The organism is Flavobacterium hauense, from assembly GCF_054457175.1.
Map to the genome: position 1 here is coordinate 1 of NZ_JBTKVX010000006.1, position 21,586 is coordinate 21,586.

Genomic DNA, 21,586 nt, shown 5'->3' on the forward strand with positions numbered 1-21,586 from the left:
CGTTAATAAGCGCATAAATTTCACCATTAGTACTCCTAGGCAATTTCATTTCTATAGTAGGAACAAAATCAACTAAAATAACTCCCAATGCATTGTCATCTTCCATATTTGGTGAGAAATAAGAGATAAGCTGGAAATGTGCAAAAGCTCTGATAAAGTAAGCCTCAGCAAGGATAGAATTATATTGAGCTAACTCATCTTCATCTGCTGGAACAACACCTTTTGCTCCAAGTATCAGACGGTTTGCAAGATTGATAGCATAATAATTGCTTTGCCAAATAGATGCAGCATCACTAGAGCTATTGTTTAACTGAAAAGCCAGTTCTCCATCAGTACCCTGTCCACCATTACTTCTACCAAGTCTTACCTCGTCAGTAAACATAGAAGTGAAATAAATAGAGTTCTCACCGGGAAGAGCACCATAAGCACCATTAAGACCTAATTGCATATCCTTAACAGTCTCATAAGTATCTTCAGGAAGCAATTCGCTCGGCTGAATGATATCTATCGCATCGTTGCAGGCTACAAACATGGAAGCCCCAACAACTAATAAAAATACTTTTATTTTTTTCATAATAATTTTTAATTAAAATTGAACTTCTATACCAAGAGAGAAGATTTTCGGTGTAGGATATTGGTTAAAATCACCACTTCTGTTACTTTCAGCATCCCATCCTCTCCATTTAGACCATGTAACAAGGTTTTCTGCCTGAACATAAGCCCTGATTCCAGTGAATGGAGTTTTATCAAGCATAGCGCTTGTGAAGTTATAACCAAGACTAGTATAACGAAGTCTCAAATAAGAAGCATCTTTAAGGTATCTGTCAGACTGAGAATCAAATCCTTTGTTACTTAAGAATAATGAAGGAATATCTGTAGTCCTGTTATCAGGTGTCCACGCATTTAATAAATCAGATGATTTATTGAATTGTCCGATATCACTTGGATCCTGAAGATTATCAAGATCGGCATCAACTCTGTAAATATCAGCAACAAAGTTAAACTGAGTCGTTAAGAAGAAACCTTTGTAATCAGCTTCAAAACCAAAGCTTCCCTGATACTTAGGTATCGGAGATTTACCTGTAAGCCTTCTGTCAACTTCCGGATCCGGGTTTTCAGTAAGAGAACCGTCTGCTTTATAGAATAAAAGGTTACCATTTGTTGGGTTAACACCAGCGTAAGGAATCATATAGAATTGTCCAAGAGATCCACCTTCAGCATTAGCCTGAGTACCATTATCAACTAAACCTTCATCATTTGGAATATCAAGGATTTCATTCTTGTTATAAGATCCGTTAGCATTTAATGTCAATTTGAAATCCTGACCTTTAATTACGTCATAAGAGATTAACGCCTCAATACCGCTATTTCTCATGCTTCCGTTGTTAGCAGAAATACTATATGTACCGTTGATAGCTGAGATTGGAGAAGCCTGGTAAAGATCTTTAGTAGTTTTTCTGTAAACATCAAGATTACCTCTTAGTCTGCTATTCCAAACTTCAAAATCTAAACCAATATTTGCCTGCTCAACAGTTTCCCATTTAAGGTCTGAGTTACCAATCTGTACAAGTGAATAAGCAGGTAGTCCTGCATAACCTGTCGTAGCATCAAATAACGTTCTTGAGCTGTTTGGAGCTGCGAAAATACTCTGACCAAGGATATTCTGGTTACCAGCAGTACCAATTGAAGCCCTAAGCTTAAGCATATTAAATGGAGTATCCTGCATAAACTCTTCCTTGTCGATATTCCATCTTCCTGAAACCGACCAGAAAGTACCCCATTTGTTAGTATCACTAAATCTGTAAGAAGCATCTCTACGTACAGTTACACCAACACCGTATTTTTTATCATAATCGTAATCAGCAGATCCAAAGTAAGAGAATAGACCAGCAGTAGCCTTACCTGAACTCGCAAGCGGAACATAGAAAGGAGATGTCGCCGGAGCAAAATCAATATAACCTGCACCATTACCAGGTACAAATACCTTAGGGTTCAAACCTAGCTGAGTATACTGGAATGATTTAAGGTGTGCTTTATAATACTCAGTAAATACTGAAACATCAAGAGTGTGTTTATCAGCAAAAACCTTATTATAATTTAAACTGGTATTTGCATTAAATGCAAAATCTCTTGAAAATATCTCATTTTGAAAACCTAGCCATTCTTCATTGGTTCTTTGGAACAGGAATGAGTTGAATGAATTTGGATCCTGCACACGAAGACCAATTGATTCAGTAAAGTCAGAACCTAAAGTAGCACCGAAAGTAATATCATCAGTGATCTTATAAGTAGCCTGAGCATTAGCGATCATCTTAAGCTCATTAGTTTGGTTAGTACCCGTTTTCTGGATATCCATAAGCATAAGCGGAGTCAACAATAATGTTGAGCTTGCAATAGTTGGAGCTCCAAGGTTAGCTGCAGCAGCAACCGGAATACCTGATTCATACCAGCTATTAAGATCAAAACCGTTTGTATACCAAGATGGGCTTAAATAAGGAGCACCACCATTAGCAGCAATAATCGGGTTAATATTAACGTTACCAGAACCAAGGTTACTTACTTCATTTCTCACAGAGTAGTTAACAGTTATCGAAGTACTATAGTTGAACCTGTCATTATTACTTTTACCTGTAAGGTTGTTTCTAAAGCTGAATCTCTTAAGATCAGAACCTTTAACAATACCTTCCATATCATAGTAACCAAAAGATGTAAATGAAGAAAGGTTTTTACCACCACTTGTTAAACTTAAAACGTGGTTTTGAGATGCTCCTGTATGGAAAATTTCATCATACCAGTCAGTATTAACGTTATAACCATCAATTTCAGCATCAGTCATAGCACCACCAGCAGCACCACCTGTATAACCTAAACCTCTACCATAATCTCTCTCAAGCCTTAACAACTGCTTAGCATTCATTCTGTTATACTTGTTATCCTGAATTGTAGTAAAGGCTGTAGTACCAGAATACTTAACATTAAGAGGAGACTCAAAGCCACCTTTTTTAGTTTTAACGATGATAACACCGTTTGCACCCCTGTTACCGTAGATTGAAGTCGCACCAGCATCTTTAAGAACTGAGATAGACTCAATATCATTCGGGTTGATACTTCTGAAGTTATCAGAGTTTAACGGCACACCATCAATAACGAAAAGTGGCTCAACATTACCGTTGATAGAACCATAACCCCTAAGGATAACAGTACTGTTAGCTCCCGGCTGACCTGAACCTGTAGAAATATTCAAACCAGGTACCTGACCTTGTAACGTCTGTATAAAGGTAGCATTTGGCCTGTTTTCAATAGTTTTCGAAGTAATTGTTGTAACAGCTACATTCGACTGTGCTTTTGTAGTAGTCCTATACGCCTCTACAACAACACCTTCCAGTTCTTCAGGCATAAGCTGAACCGAAACAGTACCCGAAGCACCTACAGTAACTGTCTGCGCCTGCATACTTACGAATGAAAATACTAATTTTTGTCCAACTGCGACAGAAATTGAATACTTTCCATCGATATCAGTCTGAACACCTTGCGAAGTACCGGCAATAACTACGTTAGCTCCCGGAATCGGAAAACCATCCATATCGGTAACTACACCAGTAATGGTCTTCTCCTGCGCAAAGGAAAACTGAATAAAAAACGCTAGTAACAGCGTAAAAATCCAAGTAAACTTTGATTTCATATTTAATTAATTTGAGTTAGTTAAGTTGCAAATCTATTAATTTATTTTAATATAACAAACTTTTAACATTGCCTGGCAACGCTAAATTTTCATATTTTTTAACGTAAATGTAAAATCCACAACAGATTAATAATTATTGCCCACATTTTGCATCTTTTTTTAAATTAAAAAGAAACGCCAACAATTAAGCCGACGTTTCTTTTTAGATGCAAACTTTCTTAAAAGGTTGCGTAAATAAATATATTTTTTGGAAATTTATTTCACAATAAACTTCTTTACATCAGTTTTATTGCCATTTACAACTTTAACCATGTAAACACCAGTATTTAAGCTCTCAATGTTTAATTCTGTATCGGCAGCCGATATTTTGCTTACAAGAACAACTCTACCCTGGATATCATAAACAGTAGCGTTAGCTCCATTTTCCAAAGAAGATGCCATAGATATATTTAAGCGATCCTGAGCAGGATTAGGCCAAACACTAAAGCTGTCTTTTGTAAAATCACCAGCTGCAAGTGGAGAATCTACACCCGTTACCACAAGTGAATAAACCTGCTGCTGCTGAGAAGGATTTGCAGGATTAACAAGAGTATTTCCTTTATGCTTAATTTTTATCGTATATGTACCTGAAGCATTAGCTACTTCAACTTTTTCGATATTATCAACACTATTATTACCTTTTATAGCAAGAGATGCAGGATTACTCGTAAGTTTCCATGGATAATTTATCGTAGAACCTTTTACTACAGTAATATCAAGATCATTTACCAGCGCAATAGAAGCTGAAGAACAAAAAGGATCATTAGCAGGACAGTCTGAAATATTCGGAGCAGGATCAGTCCATGCCAGAGTAACTACAAGCGGCTCACTTCCTAAAGCTTCTACCTCTAATGTATACTCCTGATTCAATGTAAGTGTATTTTCAAGAATCATTGACTCAGTACCCTCTTTAGTTATAACGTCAGCCATTTTTTCAGCATTGATAACACCCCAGCCAAATTTAGCATCAGGACCAACTGCCCCTGCCTCAGTAGCACAATGCGCCATCAACGCTCTAAGCGAAGAAGACAGCATATATGTTCTGGAGAAACCAATATCGTCTGCAGGAGTATGCTGTATTGCATAATACTGCTGTATTAAAGCAAGAGCTCCGGTAATACTCGGACACGCCATTGATGTACCCGACATCTTATCATAATCTACCGGGTTTACAGGAAGATGTGCCATGGTAGAATAAATATTTACACCCGCAGCAGAAATATCCGGTTTAATCCTGTTATCATCAGCAGGACCCCAGTTACTGAAACTGGCAATCTGTGGTGTATTAAGGTCAACCCAGTTAAGCTTATTGATAGCTGCCACAGTAATACCATTTTTAGCCAGTCCCCTATCTGTCAAATTATCATAAGTACCATCACCCTCATTTCCCGCAGCAAACACAGGCTGATAATAAGGATGATCAAAAGTTATCTGGTCTACTCTTTTCGCAAAACCTCCAAAATAAACGCCCGTAACAGAATTATTAGGCTCAGCCAAACCGTAAGAGTGGTTAGACAAAACTAAAGAACCTGCATTCAAAGCCATTTCACCAAAATCATTTGCAAAATTAGCTACCATTCCAAATCCCTCATACGCCATACCTTTTGCATCAGCATCAATACCCGTTGCTATCAGTGTCCCTAGCACGTGGGTAGGGTGATCCTGCGGATTATTTGCAGGTCCGTCTATCGGAAAAAATCTTCCCGTAAACTCAGGGTGCGTAACTTTAGGATACTCTCCATCCCAAACTCCTATATTAATACGCTCAGGATCTGCATTAGCATCAGGGTTATCATAATACCTACCTGTAAGACCTAATCCTGAACTACCATTAGGATGCAATTTATCAACACGCGAAGTTATCGCCGTTTCTTCATTAAATGTCTTAGTATATATTGGCTCACCATTGCGAACATAGGTAAGTCTCATGTAAACGTTATCTTTCCTAATTTCCATAGGCAGGTTATTTAGCCTTGCAAACTCAGTAACCTCTTTCTCCCTTGCCGCATCTTCAATACTAAATTTTTCAGCTCGCATTTTAGATTCAACTACATTATCCTTGAAGGCTCTCGATCTTTTCATTTCCTGTGCACTAACCACAAGGCTGCTTCCTAATGCTATAGCAAGAACGAAAAGCTTCACAGTATTTTTTTTCATAACTGTTTTTTTAAAATTATTTAATCGTATTAATAGCTCTATTCAAAACAAGATGCAAAACGTGTTTTTTTTTAATAGAAAAGCAAAAGTATCAAATTATTCTCTATAAACATCTATACCACAGTATTAATAATTATAAATTAGCCTGTAAATGTTTTATATTCACCGTCGATATCCTATTTTTGCTTCCTTACACAACATAAACACAACTCGCTCAACATTATGCTTTTATCAAATTTTTCAGGCCTGCAATATGAAACCGGTACAGATGAAGCAGGCAGAGGCTGCCTTGCCGGCCCCGTAACAGCAGCAGCAGTTATTCTCCCTGAAGATTTTGAATTGGCATTACTAAATGACTCAAAACAACTCTCAGAAAAAATAAGAGAACACCTTCGCCCTATTATTCAGGAAAAAGCACTTTGCTACCATATTACAAATATCGAGCCTGAAATTATAGATGAGATAAATATTTTAAACGCCTCTATAAGAGCAATGCAGGAATGCATCATCAAACTAACGCCAATACCCAACTACATCATTGTTGACGGGAATCGTTTTAAGCCTGTAGACAATATACCCCACAGCTGCATCATAAAAGGGGACAGCAAATACCTGAGTATTGCAGCCGCATCTATTTTAGCAAAAACATATCGTGATGACTATATGAATATGATACATGAGGAGTACCCTATGTATAACTGGAAGAAAAATAAAGGCTACCCCACCATGGAGCATAGAGAAGCCATAAGGAAATACGGTATTACAAAATACCACCGAAAATCGTTCAGGCTTTTACCCGAACAGTTTGAATTTGATTTTGGTTTTGACTACTCAGGATAACACCTATATATTATAGGTGTAAAGATTCACTTTTTGCTGAGACAATTTCTGCCTCAAAAAGCTCAGCAAAATAGGTTAGGACTTTTTGCTTTACCTCAGCCTCATCAACCTTATCTACCCTAAGCTCAGCATTAAGGGTTGCGACTGCTTTACCTTTAATCCCACAAGGAACAATATTATCAAAATATCCAAGGTCAGCATTAACATTAAAAGCAAAGCCATGCATAGTTACCCATCGTGATGCCCTTACCCCCATTGCGCATATTTTTCTTGCAAATGGTGTACCTACATCAAGCCAAACTCCGGTTTCGCCATCGCTACGGGTTCCTTTAAGACCATAATCAGCAAGCACCCTGATTATCACTTCTTCTAAAAACCTCAGATATTTATGAATATCGGTGAAGAAATTCTCAAGATCAATCACGGGATACCCTACTAATTGACCCGGGCCATGGTATGTAATATCTCCTCCCCTGTTTATTTTATAAAAAGTAGCTCCTTTTGCCTCAAGCTGCTTTTCGTTGATCAACAGATTCTCAATATCTCCGCTTTTACCAAGCGTATACACATGCGGATGCTCTACAAATAACAAATGGTTCGGCGTTTCAAGCGAAAGCTCTTCCCTCCTGTTCTTTATTTTTATATCTAAAATTTCCTGAAAAAGCTTTTCCTGAAATTCCCACGTCTCTTTGTAATCCCTGATACCCAGATCAGAAAACTCAACTTTTTTATTCATGTCAGTATCGCTAAAATCGCTCTACAAATTTACAAAACTTATTGCTTGGGATTACATAATCTAAAATCACAACAATTAACCCTTTTCAGGTGAAGTCTATCAATTGATTATTTGTTAATAATCACTATCTTTGCAGGCTTAAAAACATTATAAATCATGCAGCTTTCAGAACAAGAAATCATTCGTAGAGAAAAACTGGATGCGCTGAGAAATCTCGGCATTAATCCGTATCCCGCAAACCTTTATCCTGTAGACCATACGTCTAAACAGGTGAAGAACGATTTTTCTGAAGGTAAACAGGTTGTCGCGGCAGGACGTTTAATGTCTATCCGTGACCAGGGAAAAGCGGCTTTTGCACAAATCCAGGACAGCGAAGGGCGTGTACAGGTTTACATAAACCGTGACGAGATTTGCCCAGGCGAAGACAAAACCCTTTATGCCGAAGTATTTAAGAAACTTATCGATCTTGGTGACTTTATAGGCGTAAAAGGAGAGCTTTTCACAACACAGGTTGGCGAAAAATCTATCCGTGTAAAAGAACTTACGCTTTTAAGCAAAACGCTTCGACCGCTCCCAATGCCTAAAACAGATGCAGATGGTAATGTATTTGACAGCTTCAGCGATCCTGAGCTTCGTTACCGCCAGCGTTATGTTGACCTTGTGGTTAACCCACAGGTTAAAGAAGTATTCGTAAAGAGGACAAAACTATTCAACGCAATGCGTAGTTTCTTTAACGACAAAGGCTATTTTGAAGTCGAAACACCAATATTACAACCTATACCAGGTGGTGCAGCAGCAAGGCCATTCATCACGCACCACAACAGCCTTGACATTCCCCTATATATGAGGATTGCCAATGAGCTTTACCTGAAAAGACTGATCGTAGGTGGTTTTGATGGTGTTTATGAGTTTTCTAAAAATTTCCGCAACGAAGGTATGGACAGGACGCACAATCCTGAATTTACCGCTATGGAAATATATGTAGCCTATAAAGACTACAACTGGATGATGGAGTTCACCGAAAACCTTCTTGAGCATTGTGCTACAGCAGTTAACGGAACGAGCGAAGCAACATTCGGCGAGCATAAAGTTAACTTTAAAGCGCCTTATGCACGTGTCACTATGACCGATGCCATCAAACAATTTACAGGTTTTGATATTACAGGCAAAACAGAAGAAGAATTATACGAAGCCGCTAAAGGCATGGGTATCAATGTAGATGACACCATGGGCAAAGGCAAGCTTATTGACGAAATATTTGGCGAAAAATGTGAAGGAAACTTCATTCAGCCAACATTTATTACCGATTATCCGAAAGAAATGAGCCCGCTATGTAAAGAACACCGTGACAATCCGGAGCTTACAGAGCGTTTCGAACTTATGGTCTGTGGTAAAGAGATCGCAAATGCTTACTCTGAACTTAACGACCCTATTGATCAGAGAGAGCGTTTCGAAGCTCAGCTTAAACTTTCTGAACGCGGCGATGTAGAAGCAGCGCAATTTATTGACAATGACTTCCTTCGTGCTCTTGAGTACGGTATGCCTCCTACATCAGGCTTAGGTATTGGCATGGACAGGCTAATCATGTTCCTTACCAACAACCCATCGATACAGGAAGTATTATTCTTCCCTCAGATGCGTCCTGAGAAAAAAGGTCCCGAGCTTAGCGAAGATGAAAAAGCAGTTGCAGAATTGCTTAAAGCCAGCGGACAGCTTGCACTCGATGCTCTTAAAACACAGGCAGCATTAAGCGGTAAGAAATGGGATGCAGCTATGAAAGGACTTGCAAAACACGGACTTGTAAAAGTAACTGTTGAAGGCGACTCTAAAACAGTCGAATATAAAGGATAAGGCTAAATCCGCACGCATTGTCGCTATGAAGATAATCTTACATGAAAACCAGCTTGCTTACCGAGGCACTTCTAATGCGTTATATAACTATGCCGTATTTAATGAGGAGCTATTGGGTAATGAATCTGTTATTATGTATAATGGGACTAATAAAAACAATTATGGCCCGGCTATAGAACGCTTTAAAGAACGTTTTAAGGTTATTGCATACGACACGATCTCAGAGATCGAAGATTTAGTGAGGCAGGAAAACGCTCAGATGTTTTATGCCATTAAAATGGGAAAGAAAGACGGTGTAGAGGTAAAATGCTGCAAAACCTGTATTCATACCGTTTTTAAAGCAAATGAACCACATGGAGACGTCTATGCATATGTTTCAAAATGGCTTAGTGAAGAGATGACCGGCGGTAAATCACCCTATGTTCCTCACATGATCTATGTTGAGCCAAATGATACAGATTTAAGACAGGAACTTGGTATCCCTAAAGATGCTATCGTATTTGGCAGGCATGGCGGAGGTAACACTTTTGATATATCTTTTGCCAAAAGCGTAGTGAAACAGATTTCCCGAAGAAGAAAGGATGTTTATTTTCTTTTCATGGGAACTGATTCATTTTTATCGAAAAACATTTTCAGGCCTTATAAAAACGTCATATTCTTACCTGCGACAGTAGACGAGACCTATAAATCACGTTTTATAAATACCTGTGATGCCTATCTGCACGCACGCAAACAGGGAGAAAGCTTTGGCATAGCCATTGGTGAATTTTCAGTGCGCAATAAACCGGTAATCACATGGACAGGCTCAAGAGAAAACTCACATATTGATATTTTAGGAGATAAAGCATTATTATACAGTGACAAGAATTCTCTTAAAGAGTTACTCCTTGGCTTTACACCTGACCCTGCAAAAGACTGGGATGCCTATTCGAAAGAATTTTCTCCGCAAGAAGTAATGGAAAAATTTAAATCAGTCTTTATTGAAGGGTAATATATTATCCTAATTCAGACTCAAAAATAACAAAAGGCTCCAACAAGGAGCCTTTTGCTGTTATATCTGGTATTTTTTGCTTACAAACTATAATTAAGATTTATAGCTAACCTGTAATTCGCATCTACCTTACCTCCTGTGAGATTTTGGTTTATCGGCAACATTGCATTTACGCCTAACGAAAATTTTCCGCTCCCAGCCTCTACACCTACTTTACCAAAAAGTATATCACCGGCAGTATCAGGCACATCTTCATTATATTGTTTATTGGTAGCATACACCTCGCCGGCTATACCGGCTTGCGGAACAACAGTAAATTTATCCCTTTCTATTACATAGAACAATGTTCCTACATAATTGAACTGATTCCCAAATTGATAATGCTCGTCATTTTCAGTCTTAAAAATATAATTAAGCATGGTATTCAGTCCCCATTGCTTATGTTTAAGCACATATTCTGTAGCCAGCATATAATCCCATGCACCAGTTCCTAACTGAAAACTGGGGTTAACACTCCCATTATTTGCACCGTTATATTTTCCGGTAGGTGCTTTAACCCCAGCACCACCTTGTAATGTATGCACAAAAAATGTACTGTCTTTATGCGTTTGATAAAGGGTATACAAACCTAATATTGTTATATCACCTATCCCGTCAATCGTTTGCTTTCCCGTAGAAGGTGTCCGATTATTAAAATGATAGGGAACCAACGCAGATACTTGAAAGTTCTTAGATACAGGTATTCTTGCCAACGCCTGTACAGTATTGAAATTCTCATCTATCCAAGGCGAGTTATTAAATATTCCTTCGCGGCTTGTATAGCTTTGATACATATAACGTAACCCTACAAAATTTTGGTTAAGCATAGAACTGAATCCCATTCCGCCGCCGCTTGCCGAGCAACCACAGGCATCGCAATCATCATCAAGGTATTTCTTAAAATTAGTTGGCGGCGTACCTGCAAAACCAAACTGGCAGGCCATCAGCAATAGTATTATATATTTTTTCATTTTTTTATGTCTTGTAATAGAATAACGGGTTCTTAACGAACTCATCATCTGTAAGGGTTTTTATAAAAGCTATGATAGCTTCTTTTTCATCCTGCGAAAGTGCTACACCTAACACCCCATCTTTATTTAGCAAAGGGTCGAGTGTTTCAGAACTCCTCATTCCCGTTGCATAAAAATTAAGGACTGATTCAAGGCTGCCAAATCGACCATCGTGCATATAAGGCGCAGTAAGTGCTGCATTACGAAGGCTTGGCACTTTAAACTTATACCTGTCAGCCGGAAATCCCGTGACTACTTCCCTACCCTTATCGTCGAGGTTAGGATTTGGCGGTAGTCCGTTATTTCTAAAAGAGTTATCTGTAAAAAGATCTGTCTTATGGCAAGAGGCACACTTTTCTGCAAAAATTTTCATCCCGTTTAATTCCTGTGCCGTCATTGTACCTCCCGGTTCATTGCGCACATATTTATCATACCTTGAATTGGCCGAAACCATCATGGTCATAAACTGGCCTAAAGCTTTCAGGATATTACCCGACGATACTTCTCCTCCATCAAATGCAGCAGTAAACATTTGCACATAGGATTTATCTTTTTTCAATTTCGCCGAAATCCCTTCGAGTGTCTCGGCCATCTCAACAGGATTATGAATTGGATTGATAGACAGCATCTCGATACTGTTTGAAGCGCCATCGTAAAAATAATCATTCAGAAAAGCAAGGTTTTGAACTGCAGGAGCATTACGAATGCCTTCCTGATCGTTTATACCATGACCCAATGCATGTCCATGATGTGTAAAAGCAAATGCCTGTTCATGGCAGGACGAACACGAGACCGTATTGTCGGCTGACAATTGGGCATCGTAAAACAATCTTCTGCCGAGCTCAAATCCTTTTTGTGTAGGATAGTTATTTTCAACATCTTGGGCAAGTGCAGGAAAATTAGTCGGAATCCTGAAGTCCATTTTGGCATTCAGCTCTTTATATTCTGTATCATCACTGCAAGACAGCAGCAAGAATAGCAAGGGAAGAACTAACAGGAACTTCCCTTTACAAAACAGCAAATTCATCAGGAATTATTCTTCGTGATGGCTGCCCGAACCATTATGCACATGATCTACCTCAAACATCTTAAGTGAGTTAGCAGCAATATCAATAAGGTTTTGTCCACCCATAATTGCAGCAGCTGTGCCGGCACCGTTAAGATTGTTTTGCAGTATTATTTTTGTATCACCGTCAAGAAGCACATTAGCGTTTGTCTTTATGTGAATACTCGGCTGCTCACCTTCCCTAACCCTTGCAGTAGTAGGCAGGTTAAGGGTAATTTCCCTGTAGTTATCAGTTGCCGTATTGCTTCCCTGATGTACCTGGAAAGGCTTGGCATCAGTACCGAATGTTCCTTCAAAATTGATGAACCTATATCCCGTAGACCACGTCCATGTCAGATTATTTTGTGCGGCAAGGTCCCAAAAACTCTGTTGTGCGGTTTCACCCTGAAGGTAGCGCTGCTGGTCTACTCCAAGCCCAAAACGAACTTTCTTATAATCTCCGGCAGGAACATTCTCAAGATGAACCGTAAACAAACCTGCCTCCTGGCTGATCACAAAATAACTTTCTTCTTTTGGGTAAACGAATTCTGTGCCGTCTTCTTTTATAAAGACAAGATTGCTAATAATATAACTAAGCCTGTTTATGGTAAGGGATTCCCCGTTAGAATTAGTGTAGGTATTGCCTAAAATAAGTGCATCTCCGGCAACGCCGTTATCAAAATACAGTTCGGCATCGCCTACTGTGCCTTCGGCAACTTTAGTGTTGTCATCGCTACTGCATGATACAAAAAAACTTGCGGCCGCTACTACGGCTGCTATATATTTAATCTGGAATTTCATTTGGTTTATTTTTAAAGTATGAGATAATTTTCCGCAGGATTATCTACGGGTTAACGGTTGGCATACAAAGCCATACCATACAGAATCTGTACAGCATTGAACGATACTTTAAGAAATAAGAGCCGGTGGGTGGAAAAAAGAAACAGCACTATTGTGAGAATACAAATTATTGTAAACCGTTTCGTTTTTGATTATTGGAATTGTAACTGCCGGTGAAAAACTGAAATCGCTAAAAACTTCACAGAATAAAACTTCAGCATTTTGCTGTGCCGATTTTTTATCCGATTCCTGTTTCTGCTCTTCGGCTGCTTTAGCAAGTTCCTTCATAAGGTGACACTTACCATTACAGTGCATTTGGGGCTTTGCTTTATTTTCACAAAGCTCTTTAGCAATATAATCATAATTGACAATGTATTCCAAAACCGGCATTACCGGCCTTAAGAACATTATAACAATTACTATGAATACTGCTTTTTTCACGAGGCAAAGGTAGTAGGCGAATCTTATTTAAAAAAATTAACACCAAAGAAAATTAAACCTTTTATTCACCACAATGTCTTATGCATATAACTTTTAAAACTTAATATCATGAAAATGTGGATTTTAGCAATGGCGATGATAGTATGTACAGGAGCTAATGCACAAGACAAAAAAGAGCACCGTGAACCCCTTAAGCCGGAACATAGAGCCGAATTGCAAGCCAAGAGAATGACGCTGACCCTCGACCTGAATGAAAACCAACAGCAAGAAGTAAGACAATTGCTAATCGAAAACGGCAAACAGCGTGCAGAATTCAGAAGGCAACACATAGCTGAAAGACATGCCGGAAAAAAGCCGACAGCTGATGAACGCTTTGCAATGAAAAGCAAAATACTCGACGAGAGGATTGCAATGAAGGCAGAAATGAAAAGGATCCTGACACCTGAACAGTTTGTGAGATTGGAAAAGATAAAAAAAGAGAGACACCACGAATTAAAGAAAAGGGAAAGAAATCATAAAATCCGTAACAGAAGATAAGTTTTTTGTGTAAAGTTTTGCGTTAGTAAGCAAATTAGTTAGATTTGACATATTAAACATTAAACTACTAACGTAAAACCATTAAACTTTAAAATTATGAAAAGAATAATCCCTCTTTTTATTGTTATGCTTGCTTTTGGGCTTAGCGCAAATGCACAAGACAAAAAAGCAGCGGCGAAGCCGGCTGTGAATCAGGAAAAAGCAGTAAGTAAAGAAGCTTCTTTTGATAATGCAGGCATCAAAGATGTTGAAGCACTTTCACAGTTGGTGAAACTTAGCGCTGATCAAAAAGTTACGCTTAAATCATTGTTTACTGAAAAACACCGCATGTATGCGCAAAACATTAGCGAGGAGCGCAAAACGATCCTGGCTAAAAATATCGAAGCAAAACTGAAATCGGTTTTAGAGCCTGCTCAGTTAACCAAGCTTAAAGGAAATACTCAATTATTGAACTCCCTTACTCACTAAGAGCAATATTCTCAAAAAAATAAAAGCTTCAGTTTCAACTGAAGCTTTTATTTTTTTATAACGTAGCTGCCACTTTTTCTATCGCTGCTATCGTATCATCTAGATCTTGATATGTCAGGGCATCGGTTATGAACCATGTTTCATAAGCCGATGGCGCTATATATACCCCTTCTTTCAAAAGACCGTGGAAAAACTTCTTAAACGTATCGTTATCTCCTTTAGAAGCCGATTTGAAATCGGTTACAGGATCAGCATCAAAATGCACTGATATCATCGAACCCCTCCTGTTTATCGTGTAAGTTATATTTTTAGCATCCAGCTTTTGGCGGATTCCTGCTTCAAGATAAGCTGTCTTCTCTTCAAGCCTTTCAAATATACCCGTGTCATTATTCAGTGCCTTGAGCATTTCAAGACCTGCAGCCATAGCCAGAGGATTTCCCGACAATGTTCCTGCCTGATAGACCGGCCCGAGTGGTGCAAGATAATTCATGATTTCGTTACGGGCTGCAAAAGCACCTACCGGAAGCCCTCCACCGATAACTTTTCCAAAAGCAACTATATCGGCCTTTATTCCGTAGAGTTCCTGTGCTCCACCTTTTGCAAGGCGAAATCCGGTCATTACCTCATCGAATATCAACAACGTACCATTATCATCACAAAGCTGCCTTAAACCTTCTAAAAATCCTTCTGCCGGAGGAATACAACCCATGTTGCCCGCTACAGGCTCAATGATTATTGCTGCAATCTCATTTTTGTTAGCTGCAAACAGCTCTGCAACATTCTGCAGGTCGTTATAAGTAGCTAAAAGTGTGTCTTTGGCTGTGCCGGCCGTTACGCCAGGGCTGTTAGGTGTTCCGAATGTTACCGCACCGCTGCCTGCCTGTATAAGGAAAGAATCGGAGTGGCCATGGTAGCAGCCTGCAAATTTTACGATCTTATCTCGCTTAGTAAAGCCTCTTGCCAGGCGGATAGCACTCATGCATGCTTCGGTACCAGAATTCACAAAACGTATCTTGTCGATATTTGGCACCATTGAAACCGCAAGGGTAGCAATTTCAGTTTCAAGTGCGGTTGGCATACCAAAAGAAGTTCCTTTTTTAGCTCTTTCGATTACGGCATTGACTACAGGCTCATAAGCATGCCCAAGTATCATTGGCCCCCATGAGTTGATATAATCTATCAGCTTGTTGCCATCTTCATCATACAGATAGGCTCCTTTAGCTTCTTTTACAAAAATTGGAGTTCCCCCAACTGCCTTAAAGGCACGCACGGGAGAATTTACGCCGCCCGGAATTACCTGTTCTGCTTCTGCGAACAGCTGGCTGCTTCTTTGATATAACATATTATTTTACTTTTAATACCTGACCTATTGAAATCGCATTGCCTGACATATTGTTAAGCTGCATAAGCTGGTCTACGGTAAGATTGTGTTTTTTTGATATTGAATATAGCGTATCACCTTTTTCTACAGTATACATACCATAAGCTGGTGTCTGGGCAGGTGCAGGTACAGGAGGAGCTTTAGGTTTAGGCTCTTTAGCTACATACTTTTTGTTCAGCACCTCAGCATCATATTGCGCCAGTCCGTAATTTTCAATAAGCCCGATAAGCTTGGCCGGATATTTAGGATCGGTAGCATAGCCTGCTGCCTTAAGGCCATTGGCCCAGCCTTCGTAGTCGTCTTTTTCAAGTTTGAACAACGAAGCATACCTGCTGCGTGTGGTCAGGAATAATGAGTGGTCATCATAAGACCCGGCAGGATCTTTATATTTCCTGAAACATTCCTGTTCAGAATCATCATCGTGGTATACTTTATCACCGGTCCAGTCTGAATGGCATTTAATTCCAAAGTGGTTATTGGCCGACAGGCATAGTGTTCCCTTCCCTGCACCAGATTCAAGTATTCCCTGAGCGAGAATAATACTTGCAGGTATACCGTGACGCCTCATATTATCTTTAGCAGTATCTTTAAAATTCTGAATATAAGCTTTTACAACTTCAGCATAAACAACTGTTTTAGAAGTAGACTCAAGCGTTTCGGTCTTGTTTGTAGATGTAGACGCCGTGCCTGTAGTCGTTTTTATAACAGGCTTCGTGTTTCTAGTTGTCCGTGTTTTCGCTGTACCGTTTTTTGTTGTCTTGACACGGGACTTAGACGTTCCGCAGCTTATCAAAAAAAAGCTCATTACAACTAAAGCCAGAATTTTTTTTAACATTGTATCAGGTTTTAATTATGGGTAATTTCTTTCTTAGTAATTCCCTGTTCATTCCTGCTATTCCCTGTAATCCTCCGGTGTGGATAAGCAAGATATCAGAATTCTCAGGAAAATAACCTTTATGGATCAAATCTATAACGCCAAAAAGCATCTTTGCCGTATAAACAGGGTCTGACGGAATACCGGTTCTTTCAAAAAAATCATTCATAAAAACTATAAGTTCCTCTGTTACTTTACCATAGCCTCCAAAATGATAATCAGTCACCAGCTCCCAATTGCCCTTTGGCGCAAATTTACAAATATCGCCTGACAATCCCTCGCCTTTGAGTGCCGGAAAGCCAAGCACATGCTGATGTGGCTTCGCCGAACGTATTAATCCGGAGATGGTACCGCCGGTTCCTACTGCACAACAGATATGAGTAAAATCACTATCTGCAGCAGTCAATATTTCTTCACAGCCTTTTACGGCCAAATCATTGGTTCCGCCTTCGGGAACAAGATAAAAATCACCGAATTCAGCTTTTAGTCCCCCTATGAACTCAGGTTCTGTTTTCAGGCGATATTGATCTCTTGTTACAAATTTAAGAACCATCCCGCAGCTTTGCGCAAAAGCCAGGGTTGGGTTATCCCCAATTTTATTAACCAACTCTTCTCCCCTGATTATGCCAATAGTGGCAAAACCATATTCTTTACCCGCTGCTGCCGTAGCAGCGATATGATTGGAAAAAGCTCCTCCAAAAGTAAGCAGGCTTTTTTTGCCTTCAGTCCTGGCCTCAAGTATGTTGTATTTGAGTTTTCGGAACTTATTTCCGGAAATATGGGGATGCAGCAGATCTTCCCTTTTTATGGTAAGTGAAATTTTGTCAGGGAAAGATAAGTTTACGGGCTGATTCATGAAAATGGTATGATATATGCAAAATAAGCATAAAATAACAATTCTTCAAAATTCCTTCGTAAGGCGCTGATAATTAATCTTAATCTATGACAGGAAATGTGTCATGCTTATTATTGAAAACTAAAATTAGCTACCTTTGTAATAAATATATTTTCCTGTATGAAAATCGATCATGAAAATGAAAATTTAAGCCCGCTCATTGCACGAATTTCTTTCCATAAAGTTTTAGAATCCCTGGAAAGAATTGCCGATTCGGATGTTGATTACCGATCGGATTATGCAAAAGCACTGCTTAAACATACCGAGCCTTATCCCGAGTTGCGTGACGGCATTACCGATCTTTCGTTACTGGATAAGCATGAAGCTTTAATAAAAAACCTACTTGCCGACCTTTTTCCCACTGCCCTGCAGAAAAATGAGATTAAGGCTGCAGCCATACCTTTTTTTAATTTTACCTTTAACCGTACTGAACGCTTTAACACCATACTTGCCAATGCCGGAGACGATTTTGGCATGGCCATCAGGAATTTTGAAGAGCACGAGTTCTACATCTTCTGTTGCTGTCTGGTCTTAAATGCGTATTACGGTCAGAATTTTGACTTCAGCAGGCCATTGTTTTATGACATCCCTGACCAGGATGGCGTTATGAGGCACTACCGAATTTTATATAACGCCGATTTTCTCGAAATAATCCCTACGGATAAAGCCGTAAAAATTACCCCTGAGGACATAACGCTCCTCATGAATAATTTTGATGATCTTGCCCTATGGAAGGAAAAATTTCCCCCGGAAAGCTGGGAAGTAAAAGGCTTTGGCATCATATCATTATTTGATGCTACAAGCGAGATTGCCATTTCTAACCTAAAAACCAACCTGTTGCTTGCAAGCAGTAATGCTAATGACAAAGGTGCCATTAAAGAACGGTTTGAAGATATTTTCAAGTCGATTTACAGGCTGCAGGACTTGCATATAGGATATACAGAAATAAACATGGAAGACAACATGTTTAAGATCGCCCCATTTAAACCTTTAAAAAGTTACATTCTTTCGGGATGCGACGAAATCAAGTGTGATGATGTTTTTTGCCAGGAAACGCTTCAAAAAATGCTGACCGAGAAAAAAAGCCTTATTATTTCTGACGTTGAAGCCTATCTTGCCAACAATGAACTCGATGCCGGTTTTGCCGAACATTTACTTTCGCAAAATATCAGGAGCTGTATATTAGCCCCGATAATCAAGAATGATAAGCTTTTAGGATTCTTTGAGCTGGTTTCTTCGAGGCCAAGGGAACTGAACAGTATTAATGCAGTTAAGCTGGACTATGTACTGCCTTACCTTACCGATACTATAGACCGTAATTATTCTGAGCTTCAAAATGAGATCGATGCCATAATCCAGAATGAATATACAGCAATACACCACAGCGTATACTGGAAATTTAAAGAAGAGGCATTAAAGCATATTGTAAGTGCCGACAATAAAGACCTGGCCTATAAAGAAATCGTTTTTAAAGAGGTTTACCCGCTTTACGGACAGATCGATATAAAAGGCTCATCTACCGCAAGGAATGAGTCTATCGAAAAAGACCTTATCCGACAGATAGAAAAACTGCTTTCGGTATTCCGCTTTATCAATAATCAGGAAAAGCTGCCGCTAATCCAGCAGCACATCTATGAGCTTGAAAACATGGAGAGCGAACTGAAAACCTCACTTAAGGCCGATACTGAATCTATTGTTCAAAGTTATATTGTTAATGAGATACATCCTGTCCTAAAGCATTTTGACAGCTCAAACAGTGAAATTCACGAAAAAATAGCCGGTTATTTTGACACATTGGACTCTAAGGTCAAAATGATATACGATAGCCGCAAAGATTTTGATGAGACCCTGTCCATGATCAATAAACAGATGGCAGAAGTGCTTGACAGAAAACAAACCGAAGCACAGGCTTTCTTTCCGCACTACTACGAACGTTTTAAGACTGATGGTGTAGAACATAACCTTTATATTGGTGCCTCTATTGCTCCAAAACAAAACTATAGCCCGCTATACCTGAGCAATCTGCGATTATGGCAACTGCAGGCTATGTGCGAAATGGAAAATGAATATTACAGGCTCCGTCCATCATTGCCCTATGACCTTGATGTAACATCGCTTGTACTTGTCTTCAGTTCTCCGATATCGATCCGTTTCAGGATGGACGAAAAACGTTTTGACGTAGACGGTACTTATAACGCCAGGTATGAAGTTGTGAAGAAAAGGATTGATAAAGCCTTTATAAAAGGAACTACGCAGCGCATTACCGAAAAAGGGAAGATCACGATCGTGTATTCTCATAAACAGGAAGAAACCGAGTATAGAAGGTACATACAATATCTGCAGCACAACAATATGCTGGACGGTAGTATCGAAAACTTTGAGGTAGAAGACCTTCAGGGTGTAACAGGGCTAAAAGCTTTGCGTGTAGGGATTCTCTACAACAATGACCTGAACAGCCACGAGATGCTGAGCTATGAAAATCTCCTGAAAGAACTTTCTAATAAATAAAAAATGCCGCTTAAAGCGGCATTTTTAGTATTTTAAATCGCCTTAAAGGCATATACAAAAGCAATTACAGATATAATGATCCCTATCATAAAAATGGTATAGGTTGTTCTTAGTAATTTATATTTTCGGTTAAGTACCAATCCAAGATAGTAAAGGTCTTTGATCATTGAGCCATATAAATAATCCTTGTCTTTCATCATTTCATTTACTGCCCATTCATATTCGGCAAGTGGCATTTTGTAGAAATTACCAAAGAAAAGCAGGTTAACCTTTTTGTCTTCAATGTCCTTTCGGGTAAAGACTCCACTGGTAACTTTAGGCCTTGTAGAGAGTATGGCAAAAATGATAGACACCACGCTAAAAAAGACCATAATAAAGGTTGGAATCACCAAATGCGCATTACTTGGACTGTCAAGCTTAGGTATGATCGTACCCAGTGATACCGAGATGATAATAGCATTAACCGAAAGAAGAATATTGGCTTTGCTGTCTGCAATTTCGCTTAGGCGTGTATGATTCCCCAGCGTAACTTTAAACATGGTATCTATACCCCTGTCAGGTTTGATATCTTTTTCTTTCTTATCCTTTTCCTTTTTTTCTTTCTTCTCCTTATCCCTGGACTCATCCTTGCTTTTAAGCTCTATCTCTGAGATTATATTCTGGATCCTTGCAATATTAGCTTCTTTTAACGGCTGCAGCTTCTCTTTGGCATAATCCGAGTAAAAACGGTGCTCATGTATCAGTACATTCCTGTTGATCAGTGCCCATTCAAGATCACTGAATTCTTTTCCCTGCGTTATTCGCCACTCTTCACGAAGTAGTTGTGACAAATCGCAATAGTTCTCATCCGAAAAGTGGGAGCAGTCGGCATCCCTCATGATTTTCTCGTCCCTCGTTTCCGGATTTGTTCCCAGTTTTGTTACCCTGATAAGCGATGCCACACGGTCAATAACCTCGCCCGAAAAACCATTTTCTCTAAGAAAATCACCGGCTATAACGCCACTGCGCTCTTCATGGTTTAGTGGCCCCTCTATATAAGCAGCATCGTGAAACCAGGCCGCCAGGAGTAATATCTCGGTATCCTGCTCACTCACACCCTCTGCTTTAGCAATAAGGCGCACGTTATTAACTACCCGTAAAGTATGGTTAAAATTGTGGTAGATATAATCCGGAGATAGTTTATCTTTGAATAAACCAAAAACAAAATTTTCGGCTTTTTGAACAATATTCATAGGCAGGAATTTAACACCAC

18 protein-coding genes are annotated in these 21,586 nt (G+C 39.3%); 6 read left to right on the forward strand and 12 right to left on the reverse strand.

Annotated features, from left to right (window positions below; translation table 11 throughout):
* From ACX0HA_RS05225 to ACX0HA_RS05235, 3 genes are all read right to left on the reverse strand, one after another.
* A partial coding sequence (locus ACX0HA_RS05225; RefSeq protein WP_458844216.1) for a RagB/SusD family nutrient uptake outer membrane protein occupies positions 1-532 on the reverse strand: 532 nt, incomplete at its 3' end.
* A gap of 54 nt (positions 533-586) precedes the next feature.
* Positions 587-3,682 (reverse strand): SusC/RagA family TonB-linked outer membrane protein, encoded by a 3,096-nt coding sequence (locus ACX0HA_RS05230; protein ID WP_458844217.1) that lies wholly within the window; start codon positions 3,680-3,682, stop codon positions 587-589.
* A 255-nt stretch (positions 3,683-3,937) separates the two neighbouring features.
* Positions 3,938-5,878: a S8 family serine peptidase gene (locus tag ACX0HA_RS05235; RefSeq protein WP_458844218.1), complete on the reverse strand. Its 1,941-nt coding sequence runs from the start codon at positions 5,876-5,878 to the stop codon at positions 3,938-3,940.
* A gap of 222 nt (positions 5,879-6,100) precedes the next feature.
* Between ACX0HA_RS05235 and ACX0HA_RS05240 the strand changes: the two genes are divergently transcribed.
* Positions 6,101-6,718: a ribonuclease HII gene (locus ACX0HA_RS05240; protein ID WP_458844219.1), complete on the forward strand. Its 618-nt coding sequence runs from the start codon at positions 6,101-6,103 to the stop codon at positions 6,716-6,718.
* Positions 6,719-6,728: 10 nt separating this feature from the next.
* On the opposite strand, the gene lipB is transcribed toward ACX0HA_RS05240, so the two are convergent.
* Positions 6,729-7,454 (reverse strand): lipoyl(octanoyl) transferase LipB, encoded by a 726-nt coding sequence (gene lipB / locus ACX0HA_RS05245; RefSeq protein WP_458844220.1) that lies wholly within the window; start codon positions 7,452-7,454, stop codon positions 6,729-6,731.
* 156 nt (positions 7,455-7,610) lie between these two features.
* On the opposite strand from lipB, the gene lysS reads away from it, so the two are divergent.
* Positions 7,611-9,305 carry a lysine--tRNA ligase gene (gene lysS, locus ACX0HA_RS05250; RefSeq protein WP_458844221.1) on the forward strand — a complete coding sequence of 565 codons (1,695 nt, stop codon included), beginning with the start codon at positions 7,611-7,613 and terminating at the stop codon, positions 9,303-9,305.
* Between the two features lie 25 nt (positions 9,306-9,330).
* On the forward strand, positions 9,331-10,296 hold the full coding sequence (locus ACX0HA_RS05255) for a glycosyltransferase family protein (protein WP_458844222.1): 966 nt from the start codon (positions 9,331-9,333) through the stop codon (positions 10,294-10,296).
* An 80-nt stretch (positions 10,297-10,376) separates the two neighbouring features.
* Here the strand turns inward: ACX0HA_RS05255 and ACX0HA_RS05260 are convergent, their stop codons facing one another.
* The 4 genes from ACX0HA_RS05260 to ACX0HA_RS05275 all read right to left on the reverse strand — a co-directional run bounded on the left by ACX0HA_RS05260 (position 10,377) and on the right by ACX0HA_RS05275 (position 13,671).
* A complete protein-coding gene (locus tag ACX0HA_RS05260; RefSeq protein ID WP_458844223.1) occupies positions 10,377-11,306 on the reverse strand; it encodes a transporter in 930 nt (309 codons plus the stop codon).
* 4 nt (positions 11,307-11,310) lie between these two features.
* A complete protein-coding gene (locus tag ACX0HA_RS05265) occupies positions 11,311-12,372 on the reverse strand; it encodes a cytochrome-c peroxidase (protein WP_458844224.1) in 1,062 nt (353 codons plus the stop codon).
* Between the two features lie 6 nt (positions 12,373-12,378).
* Positions 12,379-13,191, reverse strand: a complete 813-nt coding sequence (locus ACX0HA_RS05270; protein WP_458844225.1) for an MbnP family protein — start codon at positions 13,189-13,191, stop codon at positions 12,379-12,381.
* A gap of 108 nt (positions 13,192-13,299) precedes the next feature.
* Positions 13,300-13,671, reverse strand: a complete 372-nt coding sequence (locus ACX0HA_RS05275) for a hypothetical protein (protein WP_458844226.1) — start codon at positions 13,669-13,671, stop codon at positions 13,300-13,302.
* A 108-nt stretch (positions 13,672-13,779) separates the two neighbouring features.
* Between ACX0HA_RS05275 and ACX0HA_RS05280 the strand changes: the two genes are divergently transcribed.
* Entirely contained in the window at positions 13,780-14,208 is a 429-nt protein-coding gene (locus ACX0HA_RS05280) for a hypothetical protein (RefSeq protein WP_458844227.1), read from the forward strand.
* 96 nt (positions 14,209-14,304) lie between these two features.
* Positions 14,305-14,676, forward strand: a complete 372-nt coding sequence (locus ACX0HA_RS05285) for a hypothetical protein (RefSeq protein ID WP_458844228.1) — start codon at positions 14,305-14,307, stop codon at positions 14,674-14,676.
* A gap of 55 nt (positions 14,677-14,731) precedes the next feature.
* Here ACX0HA_RS05285 and hemL read toward each other — a convergent pair whose 3' ends face one another.
* The 3 genes from hemL to ACX0HA_RS05300 are packed head-to-tail and all read right to left on the reverse strand — an operon-like array spanning position 14,732 to position 17,787.
* Complete coding sequence (gene hemL / locus ACX0HA_RS05290; protein WP_458844229.1) at positions 14,732-16,018, reverse strand: glutamate-1-semialdehyde 2,1-aminomutase; 1,287 nt, start codon at positions 16,016-16,018, stop codon at positions 14,732-14,734.
* 1 nt (position 16,019) lies between these two features.
* On the reverse strand, positions 16,020-16,892 hold the full coding sequence (locus ACX0HA_RS05295; protein ID WP_458844230.1) for a glucosaminidase domain-containing protein: 873 nt from the start codon (positions 16,890-16,892) through the stop codon (positions 16,020-16,022).
* Between the two features lie 4 nt (positions 16,893-16,896).
* Positions 16,897-17,787, reverse strand: a complete 891-nt coding sequence (locus tag ACX0HA_RS05300; RefSeq protein WP_458844231.1) for a 1-aminocyclopropane-1-carboxylate deaminase/D-cysteine desulfhydrase — start codon at positions 17,785-17,787, stop codon at positions 16,897-16,899.
* Positions 17,788-17,946: 159 nt separating this feature from the next.
* Here ACX0HA_RS05300 and ACX0HA_RS05305 point away from each other — a divergent pair, with 159 nt between their 5' ends.
* Positions 17,947-20,334: a GAF domain-containing protein gene (locus tag ACX0HA_RS05305; RefSeq protein WP_458844232.1), complete on the forward strand. Its 2,388-nt coding sequence runs from the start codon at positions 17,947-17,949 to the stop codon at positions 20,332-20,334.
* 32 nt (positions 20,335-20,366) lie between these two features.
* Here the strand turns inward: ACX0HA_RS05305 and ACX0HA_RS05310 are convergent, their stop codons facing one another.
* Positions 20,367-21,566, reverse strand: a complete 1,200-nt coding sequence (locus ACX0HA_RS05310) for a Pycsar system effector family protein (protein WP_458844233.1) — start codon at positions 21,564-21,566, stop codon at positions 20,367-20,369.
* Positions 21,567-21,586: the final 20 nt, after the last annotated feature.